12 protein-coding genes and 2 tRNA genes are annotated in these 14,924 nt (G+C 66.0%); 13 read left to right on the top strand and 1 reads right to left on the bottom strand.

Annotated elements, in window-relative coordinates; all coding sequences use genetic code 11:
- Positions 1-6: 6 nt before the first annotated feature.
- Positions 7-144 (bottom strand): 50S ribosomal protein L34, encoded by a 138-nt coding sequence (gene rpmH, locus ACWAT3_RS09315; RefSeq protein WP_013584598.1) that lies wholly within the window; start codon positions 142-144, stop codon positions 7-9.
- Between the two features lie 318 nt (positions 145-462).
- Here rpmH and dnaA point away from each other — a divergent pair, with 318 nt between their 5' ends.
- The 13 genes from dnaA to ACWAT3_RS09250 all read left to right on the top strand — a co-directional run bounded on the left by dnaA (position 463) and on the right by ACWAT3_RS09250 (position 14,912).
- On the top strand, positions 463-1,854 hold the full coding sequence (dnaA, locus tag ACWAT3_RS09310; RefSeq protein WP_460797841.1) for a chromosomal replication initiator protein DnaA: 1,392 nt from the start codon (positions 463-465) through the stop codon (positions 1,852-1,854).
- Between the two features lie 664 nt (positions 1,855-2,518).
- On the top strand, positions 2,519-3,661 hold the full coding sequence (dnaN, locus tag ACWAT3_RS09305; RefSeq protein ID WP_460797839.1) for a DNA polymerase III subunit beta: 1,143 nt from the start codon (positions 2,519-2,521) through the stop codon (positions 3,659-3,661).
- An 83-nt stretch (positions 3,662-3,744) separates the two neighbouring features.
- Entirely contained in the window at positions 3,745-4,938 is a 1,194-nt protein-coding gene (gene recF / locus ACWAT3_RS09300) for a DNA replication/repair protein RecF (protein WP_460797837.1), read from the top strand.
- Positions 4,935-5,438: a DciA family protein gene (locus ACWAT3_RS09295; RefSeq protein WP_460797835.1), complete on the top strand. Its 504-nt coding sequence runs from the start codon at positions 4,935-4,937 to the stop codon at positions 5,436-5,438. The genes recF and ACWAT3_RS09295 overlap by 4 nt, the downstream gene beginning before the upstream one ends.
- A 118-nt stretch (positions 5,439-5,556) precedes the next feature.
- Positions 5,557-7,626 carry a DNA topoisomerase (ATP-hydrolyzing) subunit B gene (gene gyrB / locus ACWAT3_RS09290; protein WP_460797834.1) on the top strand — a complete coding sequence of 690 codons (2,070 nt, stop codon included), beginning with the start codon at positions 5,557-5,559 and terminating at the stop codon, positions 7,624-7,626.
- Between the two features lie 63 nt (positions 7,627-7,689).
- Complete coding sequence (gyrA, locus tag ACWAT3_RS09285) at positions 7,690-10,239, top strand: DNA gyrase subunit A (RefSeq protein ID WP_460797832.1); 2,550 nt, start codon at positions 7,690-7,692, stop codon at positions 10,237-10,239.
- A 5-nt stretch (positions 10,240-10,244) separates the two neighbouring features.
- Positions 10,245-10,649: a DUF3566 domain-containing protein gene (locus tag ACWAT3_RS09280; protein ID WP_429459087.1), complete on the top strand. Its 405-nt coding sequence runs from the start codon at positions 10,245-10,247 to the stop codon at positions 10,647-10,649.
- A gap of 152 nt (positions 10,650-10,801) precedes the next feature.
- Positions 10,802-12,067, top strand: coding sequence for a sensor histidine kinase (locus ACWAT3_RS09275; protein WP_460797830.1), 1,266 nt, complete (start codon positions 10,802-10,804; stop codon positions 12,065-12,067).
- Positions 12,055-12,738 (top strand): response regulator, encoded by a 684-nt coding sequence (locus tag ACWAT3_RS09270; protein WP_460797828.1) that lies wholly within the window; start codon positions 12,055-12,057, stop codon positions 12,736-12,738. The genes ACWAT3_RS09275 and ACWAT3_RS09270 overlap by 13 nt, the downstream gene beginning before the upstream one ends.
- Positions 12,735-13,676: a DUF4097 family beta strand repeat-containing protein gene (locus tag ACWAT3_RS09265; protein ID WP_460797826.1), complete on the top strand. Its 942-nt coding sequence runs from the start codon at positions 12,735-12,737 to the stop codon at positions 13,674-13,676. Before ACWAT3_RS09270 ends, ACWAT3_RS09265 begins: the two co-directional genes overlap by 4 nt.
- A gap of 52 nt (positions 13,677-13,728) precedes the next feature.
- Positions 13,729-13,802: transfer RNA gene (locus ACWAT3_RS09260), tRNA-Ile, on the top strand.
- A gap of 27 nt (positions 13,803-13,829) precedes the next feature.
- A tRNA-Ala gene (locus ACWAT3_RS09255) sits at positions 13,830-13,902 on the top strand.
- A gap of 302 nt (positions 13,903-14,204) precedes the next feature.
- Positions 14,205-14,912 carry a hypothetical protein gene (locus ACWAT3_RS09250; protein WP_460797825.1) on the top strand — a complete coding sequence of 236 codons (708 nt, stop codon included), beginning with the start codon at positions 14,205-14,207 and terminating at the stop codon, positions 14,910-14,912.
- Positions 14,913-14,924: the final 12 nt, after the last annotated feature.

The following is a 14,924-nucleotide window of genomic DNA, read 5'->3' as shown; positions in this document are numbered from 1 at the left end:
AGCGGGTTACGCCGAAAGCTCGGTGCGGCCCTTCGCACGACGGGCCGCCAGGATGCCGCGGCCGGCGCGGGTGCGCATGCGGGCACGGAAGCCGTGCTTCTTGGCGCGACGACGGTTGTTGGGCTGGAAAGTGCGCTTGCTCATGGATCACTCCGGGAAGTCAGTCACCGGATGCAGATCTACCGGGGACATGGGGGCTGCCCAATTGGGCATAAGTCAACCGATTTAGGGTACGTCAGTCTCGCGCGCAGGGCAAATCCCCGCGCGACAGCGCCGACTCCGGCATCCGATCCGCACAGCCATTATCCACAGCCTCATCCACTCGGCGAAGCGCAACACGCCCGCCGGTATTCCGCGGCAGGTTGCCGTTCACAGCTGTGATGACTACCGTGGCATCCGAAGTTATCCACAGGGGGGCCTGCCGATAAGGCGACTTTCCGATCCTCGTCCGCACGGAGCGCCATGTCCTCGCCTGCCCACCCCGACGTCCCTGTCTGGAACGAGGTGCTCGAGGTCCTGGCGGATGACGACCGCGTCACACCGCAGCTGCAGGGCTTCCTCTCCCTCGCTGTGCCGGCCGGAGTCATGGGTGCGACCCTCTATCTCGACGTGCCGAACGATCTCACCGCCGCGCAGATCAACAAGCGACTGCGCGTTCCGCTCATGGAAGGGCTCGCCCAGACCGGCGGCGAGGTCACCTCGTTCCGCGTCGTCGTGAACCATGAGCTCGCCGATCAGCCCACCGCGCCGATCGCGGTCTCCGACTTCGCACGGATCGAACCGCCCCGCGTCGAATCGCCGATGGAGCAGCCGAGCGCGGTGCGTCACGAATCGCGTCTGAACCCGAAGTACACCTTCGACAACTTCGTCATCGGCCAGTCCAACCGCTTCGCTCACGCCGCAGCGGTCGCCGTCGCCGAGGCGCCGGCCAAGGCGTACAACCCACTGTTCATCTACGGCGACTCCGGGCTGGGCAAGACCCACCTGCTGCATGCGATCGGCGACTACGCGCAGTCCCTCTACTCGGGCGTCAAGGTCCGGTACGTCTCGAGCGAGGAATTCACCAACGACTTCATCAACTCGATCGCGAACAACCGCGGCTCCGCGTTCCAGGCGCGCTACCGCGATGTCGACATCCTTCTCATCGATGACATCCAGTTCCTGCAGGGACGCGCCGAGACCCAGGAAGCCTTCTTCCACACGTTCAACACCCTGCACGACCACAACAAGCAGGTCGTCATCACAAGCGACGTCGCGCCGAAGCACCTGACCGGCTTCGAAGATCGGATGCGCAGCCGCTTCGAGTGGGGTCTGATCACCGATGTGCAGGCGCCCGACCTCGAGACGCGCATCGCGATCCTGCGCAAGAAGGCGCAGAGCGAGGCCCTGCACATTCCCGACGAGGTGCTGGAGTACATCGCAACAGTGGTCTCGTCGAACATCCGCGAACTCGAGGGCGCGCTGATCCGTGTCTCGGCTTTCGCCAGCCTGAACCGCTCGTCGCTCGACATCTCCCTGGCCCAGACGGTGCTGCGCGACATCGTCGACACGGCCGAGGACAACATCATCTCGCCGACCGACATCATCACGGCCACGGCGCAGTACTTCAAACTCACAGTCGACGATCTGTACGGCTCCAGTCGATCGCAGCAGATCGCGACTGCCCGCCAGATCGCGATGTACCTGTGTCGCGAGCGCACCAACCTCTCCCTGCCCAAGATCGGCCAGCTCTTCGGCAACCGCGACCACACCACCGTCATGTACGCGTACAAGAAGATCAGCGAGCTCATGAAGGAGCGTCGCTCGATCTACAACCAGGTCACCGAGATCACCACGCAGCTCGGCCGTCGCTGACGCTCGCTCTCTGAGCGGGCGGACGCTCAACCCTGCTCGCCGAACGCGTCCGGTGCCCATCGTTCACGTCTGATGAGTCGACCTCCGTCAAGCGACCCCAGACCGGATCCAACGCAGTCGTCGGCGAAGCCGACGCTGCCTTCGCCTCCCCCTTCCCCGGCATCCGGTGGCCGCATGCACGCCGCCGTCCCGGACAGGGCGGAGGGATGCTCCATGCGCGAGCATCGGGAGGGACTCGCGAAGCGGGAGGGACCCTCCGCCTACTTGACACGCCGCAGCCCTCACCGATAGGCCCGTTTGCACATGTGGATAACTTGTGGATGAATCCGAATGTTAACGGGACGAATCGATGCCGATCGCGGCATCCTGTGGATAACTCCAGTGATCCTGGCCACCGCCCAATATGCCGAAACCCGCGGTTTCCTCAGGGATTCCACAACTCACAGCGGTGTAGTTTCCTACTCTCGACTGCTATCCACCGAGTTATCCACAGTATCCACAGCTGTTAACACCGTTAAGGAGTTAACCCGAATGGATGTCGATCCGATCACCTCAAGGGTGTGGAAACCGGGGCGTAGGGCTTCGTCGCCCCGTGGGGCTACGATGGGAAGCCCTGCGGTGGGCCCGCCTGCGCAGGTCTTGTAATTACGACGAGGGAGCGCCCGTGAGGTTCCAGGTCAATCGCGATGTCTTCAGCGAAGCAGTGTCCTTCGTCGTCAAACTCCTGCCGCAGCGCAATCCCCAGCCGATCCTCGCCGGCGTGCTGATCGAGGCAGGCGATGCGGGTCTGACGCTGTCGGCATTCGACTACGAGGCCTCGGCGCGTACGACCATCGAAGCGACTGTGGAGACACCGGGCACGATCCTCGTCCACGGTCGTCTGCTGTCGGACATCGCCAGCCGACTCCCGAACGCTCCCATCGAGATCGCCGTCGAGGAAGACGGCGGCATCGCGGTGACCTGCGGTTCTGCACGATTCACGCTCGCGGCCATGCCGGTTGAGGAATATCCGTCAATTCCTGAGGTCTCCGGGTCCTCCGGTGTCGTCCCCGCCGAGGATTTCGGCACGGCGATCGCTCAGGTCGGTTTCGCGGCGTCGCGCGATGACGTCACTCCGGTCCTCACCGGCGTCCAGCTCGAGGTGTCCGGCCACAGCCTGAGCCTCGTCGCGACCGACCGCTACCGCGTCTCGCTGCGAGACGTCCCGTGGGACGGCACGTCGGAAGACCAGATGGCCCTGGTCCCCGCGCGCACCCTGCAGGAGGTCGGGAAGACCTTCGCGCACGCGGGAAACATCGAGATCGCCTTCTCGGGCGAGGGAGATCGCGAGATCATCGCGTTCACCGCCGGCAACAAGACGGTGACTTCTCTCCTGATCAAGGGCAATTTCCCGCCCGTGCGCCGGTTGTTCCCCGAGCAGACGGATCACTACGCGGTCGTCAACACCGCCGATTTGATCGAGGCTGTTCGTCGCGTCTCGCTCGTGCTCGACCGCGCGGCTCCGCTGCGCTTCACGTTCTCGAGCGACAGCGTCACGATGGATGCATCCGGCAGCGAGCAGGCCCGCGCATCCGAGTCGGTCGATGCGCACCTCTCCGGTGGCGAAGAGGTCACGCTCGGCCTCAACCCGCAGTACCTCGTCGAGGCCCTCGGTGCCGTGAAGAGCGAGTTCGTTCGCGTGACTTTCACTTCGAGCGACAACGCCAACAAGCTCAGCCCGATCCTGGTGACGAGCCAGACCTCGGTCGACCAGGCGGGCAACGACTCGTATAAGTACCTGCTGCAGCCCAACCTGCTGCTGCGCTGACTCGCGACTTCTCGCTCGTGTTCCCACGACGCGAGTGCCTCGTCCCGGAGTGAGTGTCCGCAGCCGCAGGTAGGCTGACTCCCGTGATCGTGGAACACCTGAACCTGGTTGATTTCCGCAATTACGCGACCGCTGATCTCACGCTCCACCCCGGCCCGAACGTCCTCGTCGGCCGCAACGGCCAGGGCAAGACGAACCTGGCCGAAGCGATCGTGTTTCTCGCAACGCTCGGATCGCATCGGGTCTCATCGGATGCGCCGATGGTGCGCGATGGACACGAGTTCGCCATCATCCGCGCCCGACTCTCGGTCGGCGAGCGACGTGTGCTCGCGGAAGTTCAGCTGAACAGACAGGGCTCCAACAAGGCGCGCATCAACGGTTCGCCGGTGAAGACGAGCGAACTCCCGCGCTACGCGCACGTCGTACTGTTCGCGCCGGAGGATCTGCAGATCGTGCGCGGCGATCCGTCATCCCGGCGCCGGTTCGCTGATCAGCTGCTCATCCAGCGCGCACCGCGGATGTCGGGAGTGCTCGCCGACTACGACCGGGTGCTGAAGCAGCGCACCGCGCTGCTGAAATCCGCCCGAGCCCGCGGCATCCGCGGTGACGCGCTCACCACGCTGGAAGTGTGGGACGACAAGCTCGTGGCCCTCGGGAGCGAGATCATCGCCGCCCGCCAGCGACTCGCTGCCGATCTGCAGGCTCCCCTGGCCGGCGCGTATGCGGCGATCGCAGGCGCCGACCATCAGCCCGAGCTCGAGTGGGCGCTGTCGGTGCGCGGCGGTGATCCCGAAGAAGGGCAGCCGGCCGAGTCCGTCGCGATCGAACGCGCGGATATCGCCGAGGCGTTCCGCGCCGCGCTGATGGCCAAGCGCACCCAGGAGCTGGATCGGGGACTCACGCTCGTCGGCCCTCATCGCGACGACCTGCTCATGCGGGTGCGCTCGCTTCCGGTGAAGGGCTATGCGTCGCACGGTGAATCCTGGTCGGTCGCGCTCGCTCTGCGTCTTGCGTCCGCTGAGCTTCTGCGCAGCGAATCGCCGGCGGGGGACCCCGTGCTCATCCTCGACGACGTGTTCGCCGAGCTCGATGCCGACCGACGTCGGCGGCTCGCGACCCTCACGAGCGGGTACGAGCAGGTGGTGGTCACCGCCGCTGTCGAGGAGGATATCCCTGATGTGCTGCACCGACACGTGGTGCGCATCTCCGCAGGAACGATCAGGGACGACCGATCGGATGCGGCATCCGACGAGAGCGATGACGGGAACGACGCATGACCGAGCACGTCACCCATACCGCTGCGGAGATCCCCGAGACCGTCGCGACCTATTTGCGCCTGCGCGGACTCAAGCCGAGCGCCAAGAACTGGAAGCGCAAGCGCCGGATCGCGGACGACGACGACAACGCGCCGTTCACACCGGGCCGCGATCCCGGTTCGCTCGGCGCGGTCCTCGACGTGCTCACCAAGCAGGCCGGCTGGGAGTCGACGATGGCCCGCGAGGACCTGGTCAGGCAGTGGGCGGATCTCGCCGGCGCCGACACCGCGAAGCACTCGGATCCGGTGTCGCTGGAGAACGGGATGCTGACGGTGAAGTGCGATTCGACCGCCTGGGCGAAGAACCTGCAGTACATGCGCGGAACAATCCTCACCGAGATCGGGAAGAGGTATCCGGCAGCGGGTGTGGAGAACCTCCGTTTCATCGGACCGGACGTTCCCTCGTGGAAATGGGGTCCGAGAGCCGTCCCAGGGCGGGGCCCACGCGATACCTACGGGTAGGACACCATGAGAGGCATCTCGATCGATTTGAGGGCCACACACGGCCTTTCAGCGCGATGAACCGCTTCCGGTGCAGGTAGACTGGACTTCACAAGATCGATGTGGAGACTGCCCTCTGATGACGCCTGAATCCCCCGCTGACGAGACGGAATCGACGACCGGGGGCACCCCCGACTCCCAGGCGCGCGTCGCCGGCGACTCCGCGAAGATCGAAACCGAGTACGGTGCCGACTCCATCCAGATCCTCGAGGGTCTGGAAGCCGTGCGCAAGCGCCCCGGCATGTACATCGGCTCCACGGGGCCCCGCGGCCTGCACCATCTCGTGCAGGAGATCGTCGACAACTCGGTCGATGAGGCGATGGCCGGTCACGCCGACACCATCGTCGTGACGCTGCTCGCCGACGGCGGTGTGCGCGTGGTCGACAACGGCCGCGGCATCCCTGTCGACCCGCACTCGTCCGACCCGACCAAGTCGACCGTCGAAGTGGTGCTGACGATCTTGCACGCCGGCGGCAAGTTCGGCGGTGGCGCTTACGCCGTCTCCGGTGGTCTGCACGGCGTCGGCTCGTCCGTCGTGAACGCACTCTCGACCCGGTTCGACGTCGAGGTCAGGCAGAAGGGCTTCGTCTGGCGGCACAGCTTCGCCGACGGCGGCGTCCCGCAGCAGAAGCTCGAGAAGGGCGAGGAGACGACCGAAACCGGAACGAGCATCACGTTCTGGCCGGATGCCGAGATCTTCACCGAGAGCATCGAGTTCGAGTACGAGACGCTGCGCACGCGGTTCCAGCAGATGGCGTTCCTGAACAAGGGTCTGCGCATCGAGCTGAGCGACGAGCGCGAGGGCGCGACGTACGAGACCGAGGAGGACGGCAAGCCGGTCACGAAGCAGCGCGCCGACGTCTTCTTCTACGAGCGCGGACTCGTCGACTACGTCGAGTATCTGAACAAGGTGCGCCACGCCGATGTCGTCAACGAGGAGATCATCGACTTCGCCGCGGAGGACACCGTCCGCAAGATCTCGGTCGAGATCGCGATGCAGTGGACGACCTCGTACACCGAGAACGTGTTCACGTACGCCAATGTGATCAACACACACGAGGGCGGCACGCACGAAGAGGGCTTCCGCGCGGCGCTCACCACACTGGTGAACAAGTACGCCCGCGCGAACAACCTGCTCAAGGAGAAGGACGACAACCTCTCCGGTGATGACGTCCGCGAGGGGCTGACCGCGGTCATCTCGGTCAAGCTGTCTGAGCCGCAGTTCGAGGGGCAGACGAAGACCAAGCTGGGCAACACCGAGGCGAAGGCCTTCGTGCAGAAGGTCGTCGGCGATCAGCTCGGCGACTGGTTCGACCGCAACCCTGCGCAGGCGAAGAACGTCATCCGCAAGGCGATCGATGCCGCGACCGCACGTCTCGCGGCCCGCAAGGCGCGCGAGACAGCGCGCCGCAAGAGCGTGTTCGAATCGGCCGCGATGCCGGACAAGCTCAAGGACTGCACGAGCAAGGACCCGTCGATCAGCGAGATCTTCCTCGTGGAGGGCGACTCGGCCGGTGGTTCGGCCGTGCAGGGGCGCGACCCGCACACGCAGGCGATCCTGGCGCTGCGCGGAAAGATCCTCAACGTCGAGCGCGCTCGTCTCGACAAGGCACTCGCCAACCGCGAGGTCCAGGCGATGATCCAGGCGTTCGGCACCGGCATCGGCGAGGACTTCGACATCGAGAAGGCCCGGTACCACAAGATCGTGCTGATGGCGGATGCCGACGTCGACGGCCAGCACATCACGACGCTCCTGCTGACCCTGCTGTTCCGCTACATGCGCGGACTCATCGAAGCCGGTTTCGTCTACCTCGCCATGCCGCCGCTGTACCGACTCAAGTGGTCGAACCAGCCGCACGAGTACGTGTACTCGGATGCCGAGCGTGACGCGCTGCTCAAGGATGGACTCGCCAACGGCAAGCGCATCCCCAAGGAGGGCATCCAGCGCTACAAGGGTCTCGGCGAGATGAACGCCAAGGAACTGTGGGAGACCACGATGGATCACACGACGCGGACCCTGCAGCAGGTCACGATCGACGACGCGGCCGCGGCAGACGAGATCTTCAGCGTGCTGATGGGGGAGGACGTCGAGTCGCGACGCAACTTCATCCAGCGCAACGCCAAGGATGTCCGCTTCCTCGACATCTGACGCGTTTCGTCTCGCTTCGCACTTCGACAAGCTCCGTGAGCTCAGCAAACCAGGAAATGACACATGACTGACGAAGAACGTCCCGACTCCAGTGCCGCGCACGAGCACGGAAAGATCGACCAGGTCGACCTCCAGTCGGAGATGCAGCGCAGCTACCTCGACTACGCGATGGCCGTCATCGTCGGCCGCGCGCTGCCCGACGTGCGCGACGGACTCAAGCCGGTGCACCGCCGTGTGATCTACGGCATGTATGACGGCGGCTTCCGTCCGGACAAGTCGTACTCGAAGTGCGCCCGCGTCGTCGGCGAGGTCATGGGTCAGTACCACCCGCACGGCGACTCGGCGATCTACGACACCCTTGTGCGTCTCGTGCAGCCGTGGGCACTGCGCTACCCGCTCGCGCTGGGTCAGGGCAACTTCGGCTCCCCGGGCAACATGGGTGCCGCTGCCCCTCGTTACACCGAGACGAAGATGGCTCCACTCGCGCTCGAGATGGTGCGCGACATCGAAGAGGAGACCGTCGACTTCCAGCCGAACTACGACGGTCAGACGCAGGAGCCGACGGTTCTGCCGGCACGGTTCCCGAACCTCCTCGTCAACGGGTCGGTCGGCATCGCGGTCGGAATGGCGACCAACATCCCGCCGCACAACCTCCGCGAGGTCGCCGACGCCGCACTGTGGGCGATGGATCACCCCGATGTCTCGCGTGACGAGCTGCTCGACGGTCTGGTCCAGCGCATCCCCGGTCCGGACTTCCCGACCGGCGCGCAGATCCTCGGCACCAAGGGCATCCACGAGGCGTACCGCACGGGACGCGGCTCGATCACCATGCGCGCGGTGGTCAACGTCGAAGAGATCCAGGGCCGCACGTGCCTGGTGATCACCGAGCTGCCGTACCAGGTGAACCCCGACAACCTCGCCGTCAAGATCGGCGACCTCGTGCGCGAGGGCAAGATCACCGGTATCGCCGACATCCGCGACGAGACCAGTGACCGCACGGGACAGCGCCTCGTCGTCGTCCTCAAGCGGGATGCCGTCGCCAAGGTCGTGCTCAACAACCTGTACAAGCACACGCAGCTTCAGGACAACTTCGGCGCGAACATGCTCGCGATCGTCGACGGCGTGCCCCGCACGCTCGCGCTCGACGGCTTCGTGACGCACTGGATCGACCACCAGATCGACGTCATCGTCCGCCGCACGATGTTCCGCCTGCGCAAGGCCGAAGAGCGGATGCACATCCTGCGCGGCTACCTCAAGGCGCTCGACGCGCTGGATGAGGTCATCGCCTTGATCCGTCGCTCGCCGACGGCCCAGGATGCGAACGACGGACTGCAGCGCCTTCTCGACATCGACGAGATCCAAGCCGACGCCATCCTGGCCATGCAGCTGCGTCGCCTCGCCGCGCTCGAACGTCAGAAGATCATCGACGAGGCCACGGAGCTCGAAGCGAAGATCGCCGACTACAACGCGATCCTCGCCGACCCGCTGCGTCAGCGCGCGATCATCCGCGAGGAGCTCGTCGGCATCGTCGACCGCTTCGGCGACGAGCGCCGCACGCACATCCTGCACGGCTTCGACGGCGATGTGTCCATGGAGGACCTCATCGCCGAAGAGGAGATGGTGGTCACCGTCACCCGCGACGGCTACATCAAGCGCACGCGCAGCGACAACTACCGCTCGCAGCACCGCGGCGGCAAGGGGATCAAGGGCGCCCAACTGCGCGCGGACGACATCGTCGAGCACTTCTTCGTGACGACCACGCACCACTGGCTGCTGTTCTTCACCGACAAGGGCCGCGTCTACCGCACCAAGACCTACGAGGTGCCGGAGGCCGGCCGCGACGCGAAGGGCACGCACGTCGCGAACCTGCTCGCGCTGCAGCCGGACGAGGGGATCGCGCAGATCCTCGACATCCGCGACTACGAGGTCTCCGACTACCTGGTCCTGGCCACGCGCGAGGGCCTCGTGAAGAAGACGAGCCTGTCGGCCTACGACACCAACCGTCAGGGCGGCGTGATCGCGATCCGTCTGAACGAGGAGGACGAGCTCGTCGGCGCTCTGCTCGTCGACAGCGCGGACGACATCCTGCTCATCAGCCGCCGCGGAATGTCGGTGCGCTTCAGCGCGACTGACGGGGCGCTGCGGCCGATGGGCCGTGCGACCGCCGGCGTCAAGGGAATGAAGTTCCGTGAGGGAGACAGTCTGCTCTCGGCATCCGTCGCGGCCCCCGGCCAGTTCGTCTTCGTCGTGACCGACGGCGGGTACGCCAAGCGCACGGCGATCGAGGAGTACCGCGTCCAGGGACGCGGCGGCTTCGGCATCAAGGTGGCGAAGCTGAACGACGATCGGGGCACGCTCGCGGGCGGCCTGATGGTCGCGGACGACGACGAGGTCCTGGTGGTTCTGTCCAGCGGCAAGGTGGTACGCTCTGCCGTGGCCGAGGTCCCGGCGAAGGGCCGCGACACCATGGGTGTCGTGTTCGCGAGGACGTCTGCGGACGATCGCATCCTGGCCATCGCCCGCAACGGAGAGCGGGGGCTCGCTGAGGAAGTTGCCGAAGCGGATGCCGAATCACCCGACTCCGACAACACACAGACTCCTGAGGAAAACTAAGACGCATGAGCACAGTAGCCGACAAGCTCGCGAAGAAATCGACGCGCAAGTCCGGGGGCAAGCAGGTTCGCCTGCGCCTGGTCTACGTTGATTTCTGGTCCGCGGTGAAGCTCGCGTTCCTCGGTGCGATCGCGTTCGCGGTCGTCACGATGGTCTCGTTCTTCCTGGTGTACATGGTGCTGCAGGCGACGGGTGTCATCTCGCAGGTCGATGAGATCCTCGGCAGCTTCACCGACGGTGCGTTCTCGCTGTCCGAGACGATCGGCCTGCCGCAGGTCATGGCGTTCGCCGCGGTCGTGTCGATCCTGAACCTCATCGTCTTCACCGTGCTGGGTGCGGTCGTCGCGGGCATCTACAACCTCGCGGTCAAGGTCACCGGCGGTCTGCTGGTCGGCTTCACCTCGAACTGACGACGTCGGCTCACCGAGCCGGCTGGATCGGAAGGCGGATGCTTCGGCATCCGCCTTCCGTCATTCCCGGGTATCACGGTAGGGAAAACCCGAACCGAGCTGTCCGGATGCCTCGGTATCCCGACCGCGTCCGGAACCGTAGCGTTATGGGCATGACGAATCAGACTGCTCACCCCGCAGCGCCGGTCGCGGAGCGGCCGCCGACGCGGTTGTTCCTCACGATCCTGCAGCTCACCGCACTCGGCGTGCTCGGGTCCATCGCCTTCGGCATCCTCAGCGGACTGTTCGCCGCGAGTCTCGGGCTCGTGTTCGTGTTCGGCATCGGGCTCGTCTTCTTCGTCGGGCTCGTGTACGCGCTGTTCGGCGTCGCCTGGTTCGAGGTCGCCCGCGTGAGCAGCCTCTACGATCTCGCGCTGCCGACGCTGCGCTGGCGTCCGCGCACCAGGCCCGGCTTCGGCGGGTGGGTGCGCTCGCTCGGTCGACAGGCGATCGACGGCTCGATGTGGCGGGCACTGGCCAACTTCGCGCTCGCCTGCCTCGCGGGCTTCCTGATCCTGCGTCTCTTCTCGGCGATGGTCTGGTCGGCGATCACGGCCTTCGCCCCTCTCGCGCTCGACGGCACCGTGGACGGTCCGTTCGGAAGCGAGATCCTGGTCGCGTGGGCACCGGTGGTCGGCATCCTTGGCGTGGTGCTGTCCGCCGGCGCGATCGTCGGCGTCGCGATGCTGCACCGCACCATCAGCCGCGCGCTGATCGTGCACAGCCGCGAGGCCGAACTCACCGAGCAGGTGCGCACCACGAGTGCGCAGCGCGAGGGCGCCGTCCGCGCCGCCGATGTCGAGCGCACCCGCATCGAGCGGGACCTGCACGACGGCGTCCAGCCGCGACTCGTCTCGGTCGGCATGACCCTGGGCCTCGCGCAGCAGAAGATCGACGACGACCCTGCCCAGGCCAAGGAGCTCATCGCCGAGGCGCACACCTCGACCAAGGCGGCGATCACCGAGCTGCGACAGCTCGCCCGCGGCATCCACGCCTCCGTCCTGGACGACCGCGGTCTCGATGCCGCCCTCTCGGCCCTCGCCGGTCGGTCGCACATCCCCGTGCATCTGGACATCCGCATGGACGGGCGATGCAGCAGGGATGCCGAGGCCGCCGTCTACTTCGCGATCGCCGAGTCGCTGACCAACGCGGCGAAGCACTCACGAGCGAGCGAGGCACGCGTGATCGTGCGCCGACGCGACAACGGGGTGCTCTGGGCGCGCGTCGAGGACAACGGCATCGGCGGGGCGCAGATCCAGCCCGGCGGCGGCCTGGACGGCATCTCCAACCGCGTGCTCGCCGCCGGCGGGACGTTCCGACTCGATAGCCCGCAGGGCGGTCCGACCAGCCTGGAGGTGAGTGTGCCATGCGCATCCTGATCTGCGAGGACTCTGTTCTCCTGCGCGAAGGTCTCGTTCGGCTCCTCGAGGATGCTGGCCACGAGGTGGTCGCAGCCCTCCCCGACACCAACGGTCTGCACGACGCGGTCACCGAGCACGCACCTGATCTCTGCATCCTGGACGTCCGGCTGCCGCCGACCTTCACGGATGAGGGCATCCGGGCGGCGCTCGAGATCCGGGCGCGACAGGCGCAGCTGCCGATCCTCGTGCTGTCGCAGTACGTCGAGGAGCGCTACGCCAGCGACCTGATCGCCGCACAGGGCGGACCACTCGGCTACCTGCTGAAGGATCGCGTCGCGGACGTCGCGGACTTCGTCGCCTCGGTCGAGCGGATCGCGGACGGCGCCACCGTGCTCGACCCCGAGGTCGTCGCGCAACTGCTGACCCGCCGAAACAAGGACGATCGGATGCTGCGGCTCACGGAACGCGAGCGCACCGTCCTCGCCCTGATCGCCGAGGGGAAGTCGAACCAGGCGATCGCCGGGCTGCTCTTCCTCTCGGAGGGCAGTGTCGAGAAGCACATCACATCGATCTTCCAGAAGCTCGGTTTCGAGCAGGACGAGTCGGGCAACCGGCGGGTGCTGGCAGCGCTCGCCCACATCGAGAACAACGGCGGCTCTGCCGCCGGACAGACAGGAGCGGCACGATGAGCACGAATGACAACGGCGGGCACGAGATCCCGCTGACTCCTCCCCCGGCCGGCCCCTCGGGTCCGGCTGCCGGATCCGTTCCCCCGTCGGCACCGGTGCCTCCGGCGGCATCCGTTCCTCCGGCGGGGCCGGCGCGACGGGCTTCGGGGCCCGGACGGCCGATCGGCATCGCGCTCGCGGTGATCGGCGGCATCGCTCTGATCGGTTCAGGAGCGACGGCGGCCGTCGCCGCGGGCGCACAGCTCAGCAGCGGGCATTCGTTCTCGACGACGGCGGATGCCGACGGCATCCGTGGCCTGGACCTGGAGGTCGGGGCGAGCGATGTGAGCGTCGAGTTCGGTGACGTCGACGAGGCGGAACTGCGGGTCGACGGTGACACCGACGGGGCGTGGACGGTCGAGCGCGACGACGACGAGCTCGTCGTCCGCAGCCCGAACCGCACCTTCGGCTGGTGGTTCGGGGGCTGGTGGGGAGAGGACGAGCGCGTCGTGCTGATGCTGCCGGAGAGCCTGCAGACGGCCGGTCTGGACCTGGATCTGGACCTCGGTGCGGGCAGCCTCGAGGTCGCCGGCGAGTTCGGCGAGGTCAACCTGCACGTCGGTGCCGGCGCGATGACGATCGAGGGATCCGCCGAATCGGTGGATGCCGACATCAGCGCGGGTCGGGCCGAGATCGCACTCGCGGACGTCACGGAGGCGGATCTCGGCATCTCGGCCGGCCGCTTGACCGCCGAGCTCACCGGCACCACGCCGGACCGGATCTCGTTCGAGGTGAGCGCCGGTTCGCTCGAGCTGACCGTGCCGGATGACGTGTACAACGTCACTCAGGAAGTCAGTGCGGGGTCGTTCGACAACCGTGTGGAAACGTCCACGACGGCGTCCAGCACGATCGACGCGCGCGTCTCCGCCGGGTCGGCGACGCTGCGGGCGGGGGACTGACCGGCTCGATTCGGTTTTTTCGTCAATCTCAGGTAATCTCTTGGAGGTTGACGGGGCTATAGCTCAGGCGGTTAGAGCGCTTCACTGATAATGAAGAGGTCCCAGGTTCAAGTCCTGGTAGCCCCACCCTTTCCTCCAAATCAATACCCTCACGGGGCCTTAGCTCAGTTGGTAGAGCGCCTGCTTTGCAAGCAGGATGTCAGGAGTTCGAATCTCCTAGGCTCCACACGCAGAACTCCGCTTCAGTCTTCTGAAGCGGAGTTCTTTTCTTCCTGGAAATAGCGGTTCAGAAGTACTTTCTATCGTCGCCAACGGTTCGGATCGCCGGTCGCTGCGGCAAGCCCTATGAACCGGAAGCACTCCGTAGGCTTGTGTCGCTGCCCGAACTCTCGGAAACCGCAGCGAACGAGGCTGCTGCCGGGGTAGGGAGCGTGGAGACGCGTGGCGAGGACGAGCACAGTGAGTTTCTGGGACGCGGTCGAAATGCTCTCTGACCGCGGCCGAGCGATCGCTTATCCGGCACAGTCGGTGAGGAGCATCTCGTTCCCCGTCGCGGTCATTTCGTTGATCGCTCTCTCCGTCGCCGCTGTCCCGTTGCTGCTGCTGGATCCGGACAGCGCAGACGGCTCGCCGATGCTGGTCCTGTTCCTCATCCCGATGATCGCGGGGGCCGTGATCATCGAAATGGTGGTTCTCTGCAAGCTCGGACAACAGGACCCCGACTGGACGCTGCTGTGGTGGCCGCTCGTCGTCCTGCCGGCAGGGCTGCTCGCCCTGAGTGTCGGGCCGATGCTCGCCGACCCCGACTACTTCGACGTGAGCAGCTTCTCGAGTGCTGTCGGAGTCATGTTCTCGTTCGCGTTCCTCGTTCTCCTCGGCCTTGGACTCAGTTTCGTTTTCTGGGCATTGGTCGTGTTTCCTCTGCGGATGCTGGGGCTGGCCGTGTTCGATGCCATTCGCGGAAACCGCGTCGCCGGGTTCCGCGTCTATGCGCCGCTCATCCTTCTCGCGATTCCCGCTCTCAGCGTGACGGTCGTTCTCAGCCTTGGTGAGCTGGAAGGCAGCAGGGCGGCGATCGGACAGATCGTTCAGGCGCTGCTCGGCATTCCGGGCGACTATGAGGTCGTGTGGGAGCCGGGGCTCTGGATCGTGCGCGTCATCATGGTCGTGCTGGTCGGAGGCGCGATCTGGGCGATGATGCGCCGCAAGAGGAGCGCCCACAAGAACACCGCGTAGGACGCGGGAGGC

It is taken from the genome of Microbacterium sp. GXF0217, assembly GCF_054798195.1.
This window is presented reverse-complemented; position numbering and strand designations above follow the sequence as displayed.

Bases quoted from the DNA above. Each gene is read 5' to 3' on its own strand.
- dnaA (WP_460797841.1), top strand. From the start codon at position 463: ATGTCCTCGCCTGCCCACCCCGACGTCCCTGTCTGGAACGAGGTGCTC.
- ACWAT3_RS09280 (WP_429459087.1), top strand. From the start codon at position 10,245: ATGAGCACAGTAGCCGACAAGCTCGCGAAGAAATCGACGCGCAAGTCC.
- gyrB (WP_460797834.1), top strand. From the start codon at position 5,557: ATGACGCCTGAATCCCCCGCTGACGAGACGGAATCGACGACCGGGGGC.
- ACWAT3_RS09265 (WP_460797826.1), top strand. From the start codon at position 12,735: ATGAGCACGAATGACAACGGCGGGCACGAGATCCCGCTGACTCCTCCC.
- rpmH (WP_013584598.1), bottom strand. From the start codon at position 144: ATGAGCAAGCGCACTTTCCAGCCCAACAACCGTCGTCGCGCCAAGAAG.
- ACWAT3_RS09275 (WP_460797830.1), top strand. From the start codon at position 10,802: ATGACGAATCAGACTGCTCACCCCGCAGCGCCGGTCGCGGAGCGGCCG.
- ACWAT3_RS09295 (WP_460797835.1), top strand. From the start codon at position 4,935: ATGACCGAGCACGTCACCCATACCGCTGCGGAGATCCCCGAGACCGTC.
- ACWAT3_RS09270 (WP_460797828.1), top strand. From the start codon at position 12,055: ATGCGCATCCTGATCTGCGAGGACTCTGTTCTCCTGCGCGAAGGTCTC.
- gyrA (WP_460797832.1), top strand. From the start codon at position 7,690: ATGACTGACGAAGAACGTCCCGACTCCAGTGCCGCGCACGAGCACGGA.